Source organism: Caballeronia novacaledonica (genome assembly GCF_900258035.1).
Classification (GTDB): domain Bacteria; phylum Pseudomonadota; class Gammaproteobacteria; order Burkholderiales; family Burkholderiaceae; genus Caballeronia; species Caballeronia novacaledonica.
Window position 1 is genome coordinate 778,351 of the sequence record NZ_OGTP01000001.1, and the last position, 15,515, is coordinate 793,865.

The 15,515-nt window shown below is 62.5% G+C and carries 13 protein-coding genes; 4 read left to right on the forward strand and 9 right to left on the reverse strand.

The genetic code is table 11. The features are described 5' to 3' along the window. The first annotated feature begins 50 nt into the window (after window positions 1-50). From NOV72_RS03640 to pqqA, 4 genes are all read left to right on the forward strand, one after another. Window positions 51-1,109 carry a GlxA family transcriptional regulator gene (locus tag NOV72_RS03640; protein ID WP_245932867.1) on the forward strand — a complete coding sequence of 353 codons (1,059 nt, stop codon included), beginning with the start codon at window positions 51-53 and terminating at the stop codon, window positions 1,107-1,109. A gap of 175 nt (window positions 1,110-1,284) precedes the next feature. Further along, on the forward strand, window positions 1,285-4,206 hold the full coding sequence (locus NOV72_RS03645) for a sensor domain-containing phosphodiesterase (protein ID WP_106853162.1): 2,922 nt from the start codon (window positions 1,285-1,287) through the stop codon (window positions 4,204-4,206). Window positions 4,207-4,363: 157 nt separating this feature from the next. Next, on the forward strand, window positions 4,364-4,597 hold the full coding sequence (locus tag NOV72_RS03650; protein ID WP_106853163.1) for a DUF2795 domain-containing protein: 234 nt from the start codon (window positions 4,364-4,366) through the stop codon (window positions 4,595-4,597). A gap of 255 nt (window positions 4,598-4,852) precedes the next feature. Next, window positions 4,853-4,927 (forward strand): pyrroloquinoline quinone precursor peptide PqqA, encoded by a 75-nt coding sequence (gene pqqA, locus NOV72_RS32970; protein WP_008353049.1) that lies wholly within the window; start codon window positions 4,853-4,855, stop codon window positions 4,925-4,927. Between the two features lie 56 nt (window positions 4,928-4,983). Here the strand turns inward: pqqA and NOV72_RS03660 are convergent, their stop codons facing one another. From NOV72_RS03660 to ehuR, 9 genes are all read right to left on the reverse strand, one after another. Further along, complete coding sequence (locus NOV72_RS03660; RefSeq protein ID WP_245932869.1) at window positions 4,984-5,217, reverse strand: hypothetical protein; 234 nt, start codon at window positions 5,215-5,217, stop codon at window positions 4,984-4,986. Between the two features lie 118 nt (window positions 5,218-5,335). Beyond that, window positions 5,336-6,754 carry an aspartate aminotransferase family protein gene (locus tag NOV72_RS03665; protein WP_106853164.1) on the reverse strand — a complete coding sequence of 473 codons (1,419 nt, stop codon included), beginning with the start codon at window positions 6,752-6,754 and terminating at the stop codon, window positions 5,336-5,338. A gap of 46 nt (window positions 6,755-6,800) precedes the next feature. After that, on the reverse strand, window positions 6,801-8,279 hold the full coding sequence (locus NOV72_RS03670) for an NAD-dependent succinate-semialdehyde dehydrogenase (protein WP_106853165.1): 1,479 nt from the start codon (window positions 8,277-8,279) through the stop codon (window positions 6,801-6,803). Between the two features lie 927 nt (window positions 8,280-9,206). After that, window positions 9,207-9,674 carry an Lrp/AsnC family transcriptional regulator gene (locus NOV72_RS03680; protein WP_106853283.1) on the reverse strand — a complete coding sequence of 156 codons (468 nt, stop codon included), beginning with the start codon at window positions 9,672-9,674 and terminating at the stop codon, window positions 9,207-9,209. A 4-nt stretch (window positions 9,675-9,678) separates the two neighbouring features. Beyond that, window positions 9,679-10,701, reverse strand: coding sequence for a N(2)-acetyl-L-2,4-diaminobutanoate deacetylase DoeB (gene doeB, locus NOV72_RS03685; RefSeq protein ID WP_106853167.1), 1,023 nt, complete (start codon window positions 10,699-10,701; stop codon window positions 9,679-9,681). A gap of 4 nt (window positions 10,702-10,705) precedes the next feature. Continuing rightward, window positions 10,706-11,920, reverse strand: a complete 1,215-nt coding sequence (doeA, locus tag NOV72_RS03690) for an ectoine hydrolase DoeA (RefSeq protein ID WP_425428703.1) — start codon at window positions 11,918-11,920, stop codon at window positions 10,706-10,708. A gap of 23 nt (window positions 11,921-11,943) precedes the next feature. Then, window positions 11,944-12,948 (reverse strand): cyclodeaminase, encoded by a 1,005-nt coding sequence (locus NOV72_RS03695; RefSeq protein WP_106853169.1) that lies wholly within the window; start codon window positions 12,946-12,948, stop codon window positions 11,944-11,946. Window positions 12,949-12,952: 4 nt separating this feature from the next. Beyond that, window positions 12,953-13,918 carry a hydroxyectoine utilization dehydratase EutB gene (gene eutB / locus NOV72_RS03700; protein WP_106853170.1) on the reverse strand — a complete coding sequence of 322 codons (966 nt, stop codon included), beginning with the start codon at window positions 13,916-13,918 and terminating at the stop codon, window positions 12,953-12,955. Between the two features lie 81 nt (window positions 13,919-13,999). Next, window positions 14,000-15,424: a MocR-like ectoine utilization transcription factor EhuR gene (gene ehuR, locus NOV72_RS03705; RefSeq protein ID WP_181290825.1), complete on the reverse strand. Its 1,425-nt coding sequence runs from the start codon at window positions 15,422-15,424 to the stop codon at window positions 14,000-14,002. Window positions 15,425-15,515 lie beyond the last annotated feature (91 nt).

A 15,515-nucleotide genomic window follows, 5' to 3' on the forward strand; every position in this document is an offset into this window, starting at 1 on the left:
TCCTTGGTCGATCATATGCAATGGACGAACCGATCCTACGCCGCTACGCTATGGCGAAGTTGACACAGAACCCACGTTTTCCGCCAATCGCGCTTCGGGAGACCGCCATGCCGGCCGACGCCCCACGCACCATCGACGTGCTCGCTTTCCCCGACTTTCAATTGCTCGATGTCGCCGGTCCCTTGCAGGTTTTCGCGTCGGCGAACGATCTGGCGATGGCAGCGGGCTCGCCGCCGCCGTACCGTCCACGCGTCGTCGCGCGCGGCGGCACGGTGAGCGCGTCGGCGGGCGTGGGGCTCGTCGGCCACGTGTTGCCCGATGTGAACGAAGCCTGCGACACGCTGATCGTCGCGGGCGGATGGGGCGTGCACGAAGCGGTGCGCGACCGCGAACTGGTCGACTGGGTGCGCGCGCGCTCGGCTTGCGCGCGGCGCATCGCGTCGGTCTGCACCGGCGCGTTTCTGCTCGCGGCGGCGGGCTTGCTGGACGAGCGCCGCGCCGTCACGCACTGGACGCGCTGCGCGGAACTCGCCACACGGTTCCCGTCGGTCCACGTCGAGCCCGATCCGATCTTCATCCGCGACGGCGACGTATGGACGTCCGCCGGCGTCACGGCCGGCATCGACCTGTCGCTCGCGCTCGTCGAGGACGATCTCGGGCGCGCGCTCGCGCTCGACGTGGCGCGCCAGCTCGTCGTGTTCCTGAAGCGCCCCGGCGGGCAGGCGCAGTTCAGCGCGGCGCTGTCGCTGCAGAAATCCGGCGAACGCTTCGGCGAGCTGCATGCGTGGATCACCGACAATCTGGCGTCGGATCTCTCGGTTGGCGTGCTCGCCGCGCGCGTCGGCATGAGCGAGCGCAGCTTCGTGCGCCATTACCGTGCGCAGACCGGCACGACGCCCGCGCGCTCGATCGAGCGCATGCGGCTCGAAGCCGCGCGGCGGCTGCTCGGCGACACGGCGCTGCCGGTGAAGCGGGTCGCCGCGCGTTGCGGCTTCGGCAGCGAGGAAACCATGCGTCGCGGATTCCTGCGTTCGCTCGGCGTGTCGCCGCAGGCTTATCGGGAGAGATTTACCGGACACGAGCGCGCGGACGCCGCGCATCCGGCATGAATGCCCGCATTCACGCCGTCACGGCAGCTTATTTTGTCCTGCGTACTCAAGCCTGTATGCTCGCTGCCGTTACCCATGTAGAACGTTTGCTTGAGGCGCGCGCCCCAGGCGGCGTGCGAGCGCAGTCACTGAACGAGAACCGCCCGCCGTGGCGACAACATGGCCTGGAGCGCCGATGAGTGTGTTTCCCGCGTACGACGCGCAGGTTGCCCGCGCAACCGCGGTCGAACCTGCAACCGTAACGGCGACCGACGAGAAGGTCTTCGCCAGCGTCGCGCCATCGATCGACGCCCTGCTGCGCGAGGCCGCCGCCCTGGGCTGCCCGCAGCAATGGGCGTGGTATCGCGCGGGCGAGCAACTGCATCTGGAGCGGCGCGGCGATATACCGCCGCCGGGCGCACAAGCCTGGCCGCATAGCATCGCGGAAGAACGGCTCGCGGACCTGTGCGCCACGCACGACTGGCACTGCTGGCCGACCGGGCGCGGCGAAAGCGTGCTCGGCTGGCTGCTCGCGCCCGCTCTGCATCGCGACGACGCCCATCTCGCCGAACTCGCGCGCACGCTCGGCGAGCGCGTGCAGGCCAATGCGCTCGCGCGTGCGCAACTCACGCAGCGCGTGCTCTATGAAATCGCCTATCTCGCGAGCTCGGTGCCCGAGCGCGCGGACTTTCTGCGCGGCGTGCATGAACGGCTCGGCACGCTCATTGATGCCGAGAACTTCTATCTCGCGCTCTACGATCGCAAGACGGGCAAGGTCACGTATCCGTATTACGTCGATGTGATCGATACGGATGTCGTCGCGGCGGAGAACTACGACATTCTGAATCCGGCGCATCTGTCGATGACCGGCCGGGTGCTGACGAGCGCGCAGCCGCTTTTCATCACCGCCGCCGATATCTGCGCGGCCGAGCGCGCGGGCCATTTCTATTGCATCGGCGATCGCCCCGAATTCTGGATGGGCGCGCCGCTCAAGAACGCCAGCGACGAAGTGTTCGGCATGCTCGCGATGCAGGTCTACGATGTGTCGCGCATCTATACCGCCGAAGACCGTGCGCTCTTTCTCGTCGTTGCGCGTCACGTGGCGATGGCGCTCGACCGTATCCTGCACCGCGCCGATCTCGAAGAGCAGGTCGCGCGCCGGACCTCGGAGTTATCGAAGCTCAACGCGGCGTTGCGTCATGGCATCGCGGAGCGCGAGCGCTCCGAGCACTTGCAGGCGGCGCTGTATCAGATCGCGGAGTTGTCGAGCCGTCCCGGCGACACGATCGAGTTCTTTCGCAGCCTGCATGGCATCGTCGGCGAGTTGCTCTATGCGCGCAACTTTTATATCGCGCTCTTCGAAACGGAAACGGGCGAAGTGTCGTTTCCGTATTACGTCGACGAGATCGTGCAGGAGCGACCCGCGCCGCGACGCAATCAGCGCGGCCTCACCGAATACGTGATACACGAGCGGCGCGCGCGGCTCATCGATCATTCGGAAGCGCTGCGTCTCATCGAAGAAGGCGCATTCGAGATCGAGCATAGCGAAGTGCGCCTGCGCTCGTGGCTCGGCATTCCGCTCTTCGACGGCGATGTCGTGCGCGGCGTGCTTGCCGTGCAAAGCTATTCGCCGCTCGTGCGTTATTCGTTGCGCGATCAGGAATTGCTGACCTTCGTGTCGCGTCATATCGACACCGCGCTCTCGCGACGTCGCGATGCCGAAGCGCTGCATGCCGCGAACCTCGAACTCGAAGCGCGCGTGCAGGCCCGCACGCGCGAGCTCGACGATGTCAACGCGCGCCTGCTTTACGAGAACTCGCACGATGCATTGACCGGCCTGCCCAATCGCAGCCATCTGATGCAGAAGCTGCGCTGCGCATGGCAGGATTATCAGACGCGCGGCGACCAGCTCTCGGTAATGTTCATCGACCTCGATCGCTTCAAGGTCGTGAACGACAGTCTCGGTCATCACTTCGGCGACATGCTGCTCGTGCAGGCGGCTGCGCGGCTGCGCGATTGCCTGCGCTCGACGGACTTGCTCGCGCGATTAGGCGGCGATGAATTCGCCGTGCTTTCGCCGAACGCGCACGTGCGCGACGCGGTATCGATTGCAAAGCGCATTCTCGCTGCGTTCGATCTGCCGTTTCATATCGAAGAGCATGTCGTGTTTTCATCGTGCAGCATCGGCATCGTGAGTGCGGACAGTCAGTTCCATACCGAGCCCGCCGATCTCTTGCGCGACGCCGATACCGCGATGTATCGCGTGAAGAACGCGGGCCGCGACAGCTTCGTCGTGTTCAACCAGGAACTGCGACGCGAAGTGTCGGACCAGGTGGAACGCGAAGGCGCATTGCGCAACGCCATCAAGCGTGACGACGAGCTGCTGCCCTACTTTCAGCCTATCGTCGATGTGAAGAGCGGTGAAATCGTCGCGCTGGAAGCATTGATTCGCTGGCGTCAGCCCGATGGACGGCTCGTCGGGCCGGGCGAGTTCCTTCCTTCGGTCGAGGGCTTGAGGCTTATCGGCAGGCTCGATCTTTATATGCTCGAGCGCGTCGCCGCGATCCTCGCCAATGCACATTTCGCGCACTGGCCGCCGGTGCATGTGAACTGTTCGAGCTATAGCATGACGCGCCCCGAGTTCGCCGACGACGTGCTCGCCTTGCTGCGGCGTTATCGCGTGTCGCCATCGCGCGTGTGTCTCGAACTGACGGAAGGCGCGCTCGTCGCCGAACCCGCGCTCGCGCGACGCACGATGCAGCGGCTCGCGGATAACGGCATGTCCGTCGTGCTCGATGATTTCGGCGCGGGATTCTCGTCGCTCAGCTACGTGCATCAATATCAGTTCACGGGGCTGAAGATCGACAAGTCTTTCATTCTCGAACTGACCGAAAGTCCGCGCAGCCGGGCCATCGTGCGCGCGATCGTGCGCATGGCCGAATCGCTCGATCTCACGCTCGTTGCCGAAGGCGTGGAAGATGCCGCTACGCTCGCCGTGCTGCGCGACATGGGCGCAGCGCAAGCGCAGGGCTATTTCTTCGACAAGCCGCTTCCGCTCGACGCGCTCACGCGCGCATCGCTCGCGCCGCGCGCGACGACGGCAAGCGCGGAGCTGTGAGTGATGCTGCCCGGCACGCCGCTCTCATCGAATGCGGCGCGAGTAGAAACCGGCGCGTGATGATTCGCGCAGGTCTCGTTGCATCAATCGAGCCCATGAACGGGAACGCCCGTTGCTGATTCGTCAGCGTTATCGTCGAATCGAAAAGGAGGCTTAAATGGCACAGCATCCCGCGCATTCGCAGAATCATCGGCATCCGGACGAGCCGCCGCCGCAAGAAATCGCACGCGTGCTCAAAGGCGCCGATTATCCGATGGGGAAGGAAAAGCTCATTGCGCTGGCAAGAAGCAACGGCGCGGACGGCGAAGTCATGGCCGTGCTCAACAAAATGACCGATCGCAATTTCGATAGCGCCGACGCGGTGTTGCGCGAGGCAATGCGTGCCGAGTGATATTTCGCCATGCGGCCTTCAATCGTGTTGCATCGTGCTTACGGCAGGGTAATCCCTCGGTCTAAAAGCAAACTCTATCCGCGACGATAAATAAATTAAATGAACGCCGGTGCAATTTCTAATCGTGCATCCGGCGTTATCGCGCTAGCATTAAAGAGCGTCGATTGGGATGCGCGGCTTTGCACGGCGCCCGCAGCAGATGAACCGCGCAATGGCCTGGCATTCGTCTGGCCAATCATTGCACAAGGAGGCTCTATGAAGTGGGAAACCCCGAGTTTCACCGATATGCGCTTCGGCTTTGAGATCACGATGTATATTGCGACGCGCTAAGCGGAAATGACAAAACGGCCATAAAATGGCCGTTTTGTTTTTGGTGCTGCCCGACGTTATTTACGCTGCAGCGGCTCGGAATGCTTGTTCTTGGGATCGGGAAGATCCGCGTCCTGTGCATCGAAACCGCCCTTGCCCGCAATCTCGGGCGCATTCCCCGATCCATAAGGCACTTCCGCCGTCTGATGCGGATGCTGGTCCAACTGCCGGTTTGCCGGTTCGATCTCCGCCGCGTTCGGATTCGGCGCGGAATGCGGTTGTTCATGTCGCTTCTCGTCGCTGTCGCTCATCGTGAGTCTCCTTTCGGTCGTAGTCGAAGATTACGGAGCAACGCGCGTTCCAGTCCCGCGCCAAAGCAAAAAGGCCCGCGTATTCTGCGGGCCTTCGTTATCACCAATGCCGCGAGAATCAGACCGCTTGTGTCGATAGCGCCGAGCCAATCACCTCGTTCGCCACTGCATCCACCGCCTGCCTCACGATGCCGACGATTTCGTCAGCCTCGGCACGCGTCGTGACGAGCGGCGGCGCGAAGCCGAGGATATCGCCATGCGGCATCGCACGCGCGATCACGCCGCGCTCGAGTGCCGCCGCCGATACCTTCGGGCCGACCTTCAGCGCCGCATCGAACGGCTTCCTCGCGTCCTTGTCGGCCATGAATTCGAGCGCCGCGAGCATGCCCGCGCCGCGCACTTCGCCGACGAGCGGATGCGCATCGAAAGCGGTATGCAATTGCTGCTGGAAATAGGCACCGACATCGGCGGCATTCTGCGTGAGGTTCTCGCGCTCGAGAATATCCAGATTGGCGAGTGCGGCGGCCGCGCAGATCGGATGGCCCGAATAGGTCCAGCCGTGTCCCATCGGACCGAATTCCTGCGAACCCTTTTCGATGACGTCCCACACCTTCTCTCCGACGATCACGCCCGACAACGGCGCATAAGCGCTCGTCAGGCCCTTCGCGACGGTGATGAGATCCGGCTTGATGCCGAAGTGCTGCGCGCCCATCTTCGAGCCGAGACGACCGAAGCCGCACACGACTTCATCGGAGATCAACAGGATGTCGTGCTTCTTGAGCACGTCCTGAATCGCTTCCCAATAGCCTTGCGGCGGCGCGATGATGCCGCCCGTGCCCATCACCGGTTCGGCGATGAACGCGGCGATCGTATCCGCGCCTTCCTTCGCTATCAGCTTTTCCAGTTCTTCCACGCAATACGCGGTGAATTGCGCTTCGCTCATGCCGGCCGGCGCCTTGCGATACCAGTGCGGACAAACGGTGTGCTTCACGCGGTCGATCGGCAGATCGAAGTTCTGGTGGAAGCTCGGAAGGCCGGTGAGGCTGCCCGTCACGATCCCGGAGCCGTGATAACCACGCTCGCGCGAAATGATCTTCTTTTTGTTAGGACGGCCAAGCACATTGTTGTAGTACCAGACGATCTTGATCTGCGTTTCGTTCGCATCCGATCCCGACATGCCGTAGTACACCTTCTTCATGCCTTCTGGCGACCAGTCGATGATGCGCGAAGACAATTCGATGATCGTATCCGTCGAGTGACCGACATACGTGTGGTAATACGCGAGCTTTTTTGCCTGCTCATAGATCGCTTCCGCGACTTCCGTGCGGCCATAGCCGATGTTCACGCAATAGAGACCCGCGAATGCATCGATATAACTTTTACCCTGATGATCCTGAATACGAATGCCCTTCGCGCCCGTGACGATCTTGCCGGGCAGCGCGCCGCTGGCATGATCGTGCGCATGCGTGGACGGATGCATGAAATGCGCGCGGTCTTCGGCGAACAGTTGTTCGAGCGATTGATTTTGCTGGGTCATATGTTTCTCCTTGATTCGGTCTTTCGTGTCTTTGAGGATACGTCGTTCAGGCCGCGCTCGTGAGCGGCAGGCCGAGATTGCCGAGGCAAAAGTATTTCGTTTCGACGAACGGCTCGAAGCCTTCCGCGCCACCTTCGCGGCCGAGCCCCGATGCCTTCATGCCGCCGAACGGGATCGGCGCGCCGGTGAATTTGACGCCGTTGACCGACACCATCGCGAAGTCGAGCCGACGCACGAGCTGGAAGATCGTGTCGATGCGGGTCGCGCAGACATAGGCGGCGAGGCCATGCTCGGTGTCGTTCGCGCGCGTGACGGCTTCGTCGAGCGTATCGAACGGGGAAATCGCGGAGATCGGCGCGAAGTTCTCTTCGTCGTAGATGCGCATGCCTGGTTGGGCATCGGCGACGACGGTCGGTTCATAAAACCAGCCGCCGAGCGCATGCGCGTTGCCGCCCACGGTGATGCGCGCGCCCTGCGCTTTCGCGTCTTCGATACGCGCGACGGTCGCATCGAACGCAGCCTGATGCATGAGCGGACCGACATCGACATTCGCTTCGAAAGCCGGCCCTACCTTCAGCGCCTTTACCGCTTCCGTATAGCGTTCAACGAATCGTTCATAGAGCGGGCGCGCAACGAGCATGCGATTCGCCGCGCAGCAATCCTGCCCCGACGTCTGAAACTTCGCGCCCACTGCGACGCGCACGGCCTGTTCCAGGTCCGCGTCTTCGGTCACGATGAAGGGCGCGTTGCCGCCTAGTTCCAGCGCGAGCTTCTTGATGCCCGCCTGCGCCGCCGTCTGCGCAACGAGACTGCCGACGCGCGTCGAGCCCGTGAAGCTCACGGCACGCACGCGCGTATCGCCGACGAGCGTTTCCATTGCCATTTGCGGTTCGCCGATGACGACATTGAAGACGCCCGGCGGAAAGCCCGCTTCTTCGGCGAGTTGTGCAAGCGCGATCGCGGAGAATGGCGTTTCGTGCGCGGGTTTCACGACGACGGTGCAGCCCGCCGCGATGGCGGCTGCGGCCTTGCGCGTGATCATCGCGACCGGGAAATTCCACGGCGTGATGAGCGCGGCGACACCGACCGGCTCCATCACTGTGCCGAGATGCGCACCGTCGATATGCGTGGGAATGGTGCGGCCCGTCAGACGCTTCGCTTCATTCGCGAACCACTCGACGAAACTTGCCGCATACGCGATTTCCCCTTTCGATTCGGCGAGCGGCTTGCCCTGTTCGAGCGACAGGATGCCTGCAAGGTCGGACTGGTGACGCATGATGAGTTCATGCCAGCGCAGGAGCAGCGCGCTGCGTTTTTGCTGCGGCATCCAGCGCCAGGACTGGAATGCGCGATCGGCGGCGTCGATTGCGTTGATGATTTGCTTCTTGTCGAGCATCGGCACATGACCGATGACCTTTTGATCTGCCGGATTGGTTACGGCGATCGAGGCGGCGCTGTCACTATGGACCCAGCGGCCGTCGATATAACAGAGCGATTTGAATAGAACGGGATGACCCAGCAGCATGTTCGTCTCCTTGCTCGAAGCGTGCATTCGCTTGATTGATTCGATGTGGCTAGTTTATGGGGCATGGGGTTGGTGATCTTTTTGTTATCGCCGTGGCATGGTGGTGTTTTTTCTGTTTTGCTTGCATGGGCTTTTGTGGAATCCTGCTTTCGTGTCGGTCTATTTGGGTTGCCCCTGTGCGGGGCGGCAGTCACTTTCTTTGCTGCTGCAAAGAAAGTGACCAAAGAAACAGCTTTCCCCATCCAAAGTGCTTCACGCCGGCCGCGGTCTTGATTTCGTTCTGTTCTTTCGTGGAATCCTGCTTTCACGTCGGTCTATTCGCACTGCCCCTGTGCGGGGCGGCAGTCACTTTCTTTGCTGCTGCAAAGAAAGTAACCAAAGAAACAGCTATCCTCATCCAAAGTACTTCACGCCGGCCGCGGCACAGGCGATTGGCTGAATGGAACCCAGAGTAGCGAGTGCCCCCACAAGCAGAATCGGGCTTGGCTCGCGCACGGTCTGACGCATCGCACCACACAACAAGCTGGTTCAGCACGAAATGGCTCCGGCCCGCTTCGCGGCCGATGGGTCAATCGGCGGGTGGGGTGGGCTGGGGTGGGCTGCGCACGCCTCTTTCTCGCTGGTTTCCCTCGCATACCCAACGGCAGCGCGCAGCGCTGTGCCGATGCTATTTCGTGCTGAACCAATCTGGCGGGCGGCGCGATGCGGCAGACCGTGCGCGAGCCAAGCCCCGTTGGGCCTTTGAGGGCGACACTTAGGCGAGTGCCATCTGCAAGGAGAAAATTGGCCCAGTTGCGTGTGACCGCGGGCCTGAAAAGCTGCTTTCTTTGGTTACTTTCTTTGCAGCAGCAAAGAAAGTGACTGCCGCCCCGCACAGGGGCAACGCCAATAAACCACTAACAAATCGGGATCCGGCGAATAAGAACATCATTCCCCCTCCGGCGGCCCCTCCGCCGAATCCTTCACGATTTTGGTAACGATATAGGTAAAGTACCTCTCGATCCCCAGCTCCTCGACAAGAAGAGAATCGATAAACCGCTGATAGTGGTCGATATCGCGAGAGAGAACATGCAGCACATAATCCACGCCACCCCCGGTGGCATAACACTGCACGATCTCGGGAGCAGACAACACCCGTTCCTCGAACCGTCGCATATCCTGCGCGGTATGACGCGAAAGCGTCACCTCGACGACGATACGGCTACCCTTGAACGCAGCCGTCCAGTCGATATCGGCCCGATAGCCTCTGATGATTCCACTCTCTTCGAGCTTCTTCACCCGCTCCCACGCAGGCGAGATCGAAAGATTCACCTCTTCCGCAAGGCGCGACTTCGTAATGCGGCCATCCCGCGCGAGTATGCGCAGGATAGCGAGATCGTAGCGGTCGAGCTTGATCAAGTCACACGCTCACAGCAATGTCGCGTTCGACGATATCCGCAACCACGGCCACGGTATCGCCCGTTTGGACGAGCCCAGGAAAATGCCGCGCCGCAAGCAGCCCGTCACGTTTCGCGCGGTATTCAACCGGCGCCGCGCCCGTGCGCGTGATGTCATACACACGCGCGAGGACATCGCCTTCCCGAACCCTGTCGCCCAAATCGTGGCACATTTCGAGCAGGCCCGTATGCTCGCTCGTCGTGTAGCACGAACCGTCAGGCATATCGAGCAACGTGGTCCTGCGTGCCTCACCCTGCACGACAGACTTCTCGATGATGCCCGCATACGCGAGAAAGCCGTACACGCCACGCTCGGCGACCGCGACACTCTTCGCCGTCGACGAACCGCCGCCGCCCAGTTCCGTCGATACGAACACCTTGCCCGCTTCCTCCGCCGCGCTGTCGTATAGACCGACGCTATCGAGCTCCAGCATGCGCATCGAGTACGGCGCGCCGAACGCGCGCATCGCGGCTTCGCAACGCGATTGCTGCGTCGCGTCGTTCAGCACGTGGATCGCCGCGAACGGCAGGAAATCGAGCGTGCGTCCGCCCGCGTGGATATCGAGCACGTAGTCGGCAAGCGGCAACAGATGACGTTGGAAGTAATCCGCGATCTTCTCCGTCACCGTGCCGTCCGGTTTGCCGGGAAAGCTGCGATTGAGGTTGCCCGCATCGATCGGCGAAGTGCGCGAGCCCGCGCGAAACGCGGGATAGTTCATGAACGGCACGATGATGACGCGACCGTTCACATCGCCCGCCTTCAGTGTCGATGCGAGCTTCGCCAGCGCGATCGGACCTTCGTACTCGTCGCCATGATTGCCGCCCGTGAGCAGCGCCGTCGGTCCTTCGCCGCGCTTGATCACGGTGACCGGGATCATCACGGCGCCCCACGCCGAATCGTTGCGCGAGTACGGCAGCTTCAGGAAGCCGTGCTGTTCTCCGTCGGCGTCGAAATCGACGGTCGGGCTGATCGGTGACGCGCGCATCGTGCTACTCCTTCACGAACAATTTGCGAGGCGTGTTGCAGAAGGTCTCGACGCCGGTATCCGTAATCAGGATGCTTTCCGTGATTTCGAGGCCCCAGTCGTCGAGCCACAGGCCCGGCATGAAGTGAAACGTCATGCCGGGTTCGAGGACGGTCTTGTCCCCTGGACGCAGGCTCATCGTGCGCTCGCCCCAGTCGGGCGGATAGCTCGCGCCGATCGGATAGCCGCAGCGGCTGTCCTTCTCGATGCCGAACTTGCGCAGCACCGCGAAGAACGCATTGGCGATGTCCTCGGTCTTGTTACCCGGCTTCGCCATCGCAAGACCCGCTTCGATGCCTTCGACGACCGCCTTCTCGCCTTCGATGAAATGCTGCGGCGGACGGCCGAGATACACCGTGCGCGAGAGCGGGCAGTGATAACGCCTGAAGCAGCCGGCGATTTCGAAGAACGTGCCCGCATTCGCGTTGAATGCCGAGTCGTCCCACGTGAGATGCGGCGCGGCGGCATCGGAACCGGTCGGCAACAGCGGCACGATCGCCGGATAGTCGCCGCCATAACCCTCCACGCCCGTGATGCCCGCCTCGTAAATCTGCGCGACGAGGTCGCTCTTCTTCATGCCTGGCTCGACCTTGTCGAGGATGCGCGCATGCATCTTCTCGACGATGCGCGCCGCAACGCGCATGTATTCGATCTCGCGCGGCGACTTCACCGCGCGCTGCCAGTTGACGAGCGCGGTGGCATCGACGAACTTTGCATCCGGCAGATGCTGCGTCAACGACGCATACGCCTTCGCGCTGAAGTAGTAGTTGTCCATCTCGACGCCGATGCGTTTCCTGTCCCAGCCGCGCGCGGCGATCACTTCGGTCGACAGGAAATCCATCGGATGGCGCACCGACGACTGCACGTAATGATCCGGATAACTGACTATATTGTCGTGCGACATGAACACCGTGCGCTTCGCACCGTTCGCGTCCTGACCGCGGCCGTACCAGACCGGTTCGCCTTCCATCGCGAGCAGCACGCACTGATGCACGTAGAACGACCAGCCGTCGTAACCGGTGAGCCATGCCATGTTGGTCGGGTCGGTCACGATCATCAGATCGATGCCGGCCTTCTCCATCGCACGCCGCGCCTTTGCGATGCGCGCGTCGTATTCGCTGCGCTCGAACGGCAGGCGTACCACGGGCGCCCCTCGTTCATCCGCTGTCTTCTGTTGCATGATTTCGGACATCGTCCCCTCTATCAAGCGGTCACATCGTTGTGGAAAATGGTCCCTGCTTCGCTCCCGCGCGCACGCTGAATGGCGAGCGTTGCAATCGCGGTGTCCTGCGCGCCGGTGCCGGTCAGATCGCACACGGTGATTTCGTCGTCGTTCGTGCGGCCCGGTGCTTGTTGCGCGATGACTTCACCAAGCTCCGCAAAGGAAGCATCAGCATCGATCACGCCCGCATCGATTGCATGATGCAGTTCACCCAGCACGCGCACTTGCTGCAAGCGGTCGCATACATAGCGCGCTTTCGCGAAGACGTCCGGCGCGATTTCGTTCTTGTGCTCGGCATCCGAGCCCATCGCCGTGATATGCAGGCCGGGATGCAGATCGCGCGCGTGGATCAACGGCTCGCGGCTCGGGGTCGTCGTGATGGCGATGTCGGCGTGCATGAGCGCCTGATTCACGCTGCCCGCGACATCGCACGGCAGGTCTTCGCATTCACGCGCGAATCGACGAGCGCTTCCGGCATCGCGCGCCCATACGGTGACATGCTCGATATCGCGCACGAGACGCAACGCCTTCAATTGCAGACGCGCCTGCTCGCCCGCACCGATGATCGCCACGCGCTTCGCATCCTTGCGCGCAAGCCAGCGTGACGCGACCGCGCCCGCCGCCGCCGTGCGCACCGCGGTGAGATAACCGTTGTCGAGCAACACGGCCTCGGTGAGTCCCGTGCGCGCCGACAGCACCAGCATGAGCCCGTTCAGGCTCGGCAACCCGAGCGATGGATTGTCGAAGAAGCCCGGGCTCACCTTGATCGCGAAGCTCGGAAAGCGCGGTAAATAAGCGGTTTTTACGTCGACTTCGCCCGCGTGCTCGGGAATGTCGAGACGCAGGATCGGCGGCATCGCGACGGCTTCCGTCGCGAGCGACTTGAACGCGGCTTCGACTTGCTCGATCGCGTCGAGATCCAATGGCACGAGCTTGCGCAGTTGCGCCTGCCCGAGCAGCACGGTGGAGGTATCGATGTTGGACATGAGTTCAGGCTGCTCCGATCAGGCGACGATGCGTTTCGATATCGATGTTGCTGCCGCTCACGACGATCACGATCGGCCCGTCCTGCACGGCGATCGCGCCGTCGAGCAGCGCCGCGATGCCCACCGCCGCCGCGCCTTCCACGACGAGCCGCTCCTCGCGATACGCATGCACGATGCCGCGCGCGATCGACACTTCATCGAGCAACACGATGTCGTCGATGAGATCGCGCGTCATCGCGAACGTGTGTCGGTTATCGAGGCCGATGCCGCCGCCGAGCGAATCGGCGAGCGTTTCGAGTTCATCGACGAAGACCGGCTTGCCCGCCGCGAGACTCGCGTGCATCGCGGCGCCGCGTTGCATCGACACGCCGGTCAGCTTCACGTCGGCGCGAATGTGCTTTGCCGCGAACGCGATGCCGCTAAAAAGTCCGCCGCCCGATAACGGCACGACGATGCGCTTCGTATCCGGCAGCGCTTCGAGAATTTCGAGGCCGATGGTGGCCTGTCCCGCGATCACGCGTTCATCGTCGAAAGGCGGCACGAAGGCATAACCTTCCTCGCGCACGAGTCGTTGCGCTTCCATTTGCGCATCGTCCTGACTCTTGCCGCCGATGACGACACGCGCGCCGAGCGCGGCCACCGCATCGACCTTGTTCTTCGGCACGAGCGACGACATGCACACCGCCGCTTCGATGCCGAGCGCGCGCGCCGCGTGCGCGACCGCGCGGCCATGATTGCCCGTCGATGCCGTGACGACGCGCTTGCAGCCCTGCTCCGCGATCTGCGCGAGCGCATTGGTCGCGCCGCGCAACTTGAAGCTGCCCGTGGGCTGCAGCGTTTCGAGCTTCAGATGAACCGGCACGCCCGCGATGCGCGAGAGCGACACCGAATGAACCAGCGGCGTGACGAGCGCGCGGCCTTCGATGCGCTGGCGAGCACGGTAGACATCGGCGAGCGTGAGTGCGGACATGAGTGGCTGAGCGGCGTGTGCGTGTATCGATGCAACCCAGTCTAATGTCCTAAAAAATCGTTTTCGATTGTCCTAGTTCATTTAGTTGAAGTCATGCACGTGCGGGAACTGGCCGAAGACTTCGCGCATCGTTTCGACGGCCGTGCGGAACGTGCTCTCGCCGACTTCCGCGCCCACGCATAGCCGCACTGCATTGGGCCGGTCCGCGCCGCGCACGAGAAACGGATCGGGCGACGTCACCGCGATATTGCGATTGCGCAACTCGCGCGTGATGCGTTCGGCTTCCCATTCGTCGGGCACGCGCAGCCAGACCGACAGCGCGTTCGGATGACTGCCGAGTACATAATCGCCGAGCACTTCGCGCACGACGCTCTGGCGCGCGGCAAGACGCTCGCGCTGAATCTGCACGAGACGTTGCGCCGTGCCGTCCATGATCCAGCGCGCGGTGACTTCCGCGATCGGCGACGTCGCCATCCAGCAACTCACGCGCAGCACGCTTTCCGCGCGCAATGCGAGACGCCGCGGCACCGTCATGAAGCCGGTACGCAGCCCGCTCAGCACCGACTTGGTCATGCTCGTGCAGTAGAACGCGAGCTCGGGGATCAGGCTCGCGATGGGCGTCTGCGTTTTGGCGGGCAACGCGCCGTAGACATCGTCCTCGATCACATACACGCCGTAGCGTTCCGCGATGCGCGCAATCGCGCGGCGACGTGAATCGGGCATCATCGCGACCGTGGGATTGTTCAGCGTGGGCGTGCAGACGAGCGCGCTCACGCGTTCGCTATCGCAGACTTCCTCGAAGTGCTCGGGTCGAATGCCGTGCTCGTCGATCTCCAGACCTTTGAGCGTAAACCCCAACACGTTCGCCGATCCGATCACGCCATGATCCGTGAGGCTTTCGCACAGCACCGTATCGCCCGGCCCGACGATGCTCGCCAGCGCGAGAAAAATGCTGTGCGCGACGCCATTCGTGACGAGCAGCGTCTCCACCTTCGCGGGCATGTTGAGCGACGCGAGCCATTCGACGCCCGCCTGCCGATGGCTATCGAAGCCCGCAATCGGCCTGAATGCGCGAATCCACGGCTGATCTTCGATCGTCGACAGGGTTGCGCAGACCTTGCGCCACATCGCGTCGTGCTCGGGCGTGTGCACGATGCGCGCGATTGAAAAATCGACCACCGAGCGCTCGGCCGTGTCGAGCATGTAGTTGGACATCGTCTCGGTCACGCGTGCGCTCACGAAGCTGCCGCGCCCGACTTCGCAACGAATGAGCCCTTGCCGTTCGAGTTCCTTGTAGGCATTGGTCACGGTCTGCACGCTGATCGCGAGATCGGCCGCGACTTCGCGCTGCGGCGGCAAACGCTCGCCCGATGCGAGCGCGCCGCTTTCTATGTCGGCGGCCATCGCCTTGACGAGCCGCTTGTACTTGGACTGCACGCCCTGCACCGTGCGCACGGCGTCGCGCCATCTTTCATTCACGTCCTGCTCCTCGCATGCCTGGTTCATGCGCAATAGTGGCGCAAAAGCGCGCGTGAAAATAATTGTCCTAGTTCAATCGGATCAAATATATGGCTTTGTATTCTGCGTCGGTGGCTGC

What these genes read in the sequence shown, in the direction of transcription:
- NOV72_RS03640 (WP_245932867.1), top strand. Translation starts at nt 51, where the DNA reads ATGGCGAAGTTGACACAGAACCCACGTTTTCCGCCAATCGCGCTTCGG.
- doeA (WP_425428703.1), bottom strand. Translation starts at nt 11,920, where the DNA reads ATGCAACAGAAGACAGCGGATGAACGAGGGGCGCCCGTGGTACGCCTG.
- NOV72_RS03695 (WP_106853169.1), bottom strand. Translation starts at nt 12,948, where the DNA reads ATGTCCAACATCGATACCTCCACCGTGCTGCTCGGGCAGGCGCAACTG.
- NOV72_RS03650 (WP_106853163.1), top strand. Translation starts at nt 4,364, where the DNA reads ATGGCACAGCATCCCGCGCATTCGCAGAATCATCGGCATCCGGACGAG.
- NOV72_RS03670 (WP_106853165.1), bottom strand. Translation starts at nt 8,279, where the DNA reads ATGCTGCTGGGTCATCCCGTTCTATTCAAATCGCTCTGTTATATCGAC.
- ehuR (WP_181290825.1), bottom strand. Translation starts at nt 15,424, where the DNA reads ATGAACCAGGCATGCGAGGAGCAGGACGTGAATGAAAGATGGCGCGAC.
- NOV72_RS03665 (WP_106853164.1), bottom strand. Translation starts at nt 6,754, where the DNA reads ATGACCCAGCAAAATCAATCGCTCGAACAACTGTTCGCCGAAGACCGC.
- NOV72_RS03645 (WP_106853162.1), top strand. Translation starts at nt 1,285, where the DNA reads ATGAGTGTGTTTCCCGCGTACGACGCGCAGGTTGCCCGCGCAACCGCG.
- eutB (WP_106853170.1), bottom strand. Translation starts at nt 13,918, where the DNA reads ATGTCCGCACTCACGCTCGCCGATGTCTACCGTGCTCGCCAGCGCATC.
- NOV72_RS03660 (WP_245932869.1), bottom strand. Translation starts at nt 5,217, where the DNA reads ATGAGCGACAGCGACGAGAAGCGACATGAACAACCGCATTCCGCGCCG.
- doeB (WP_106853167.1), bottom strand. Translation starts at nt 10,701, where the DNA reads ATGCGCGCGTCACCGATCAGCCCGACCGTCGATTTCGACGCCGACGGA.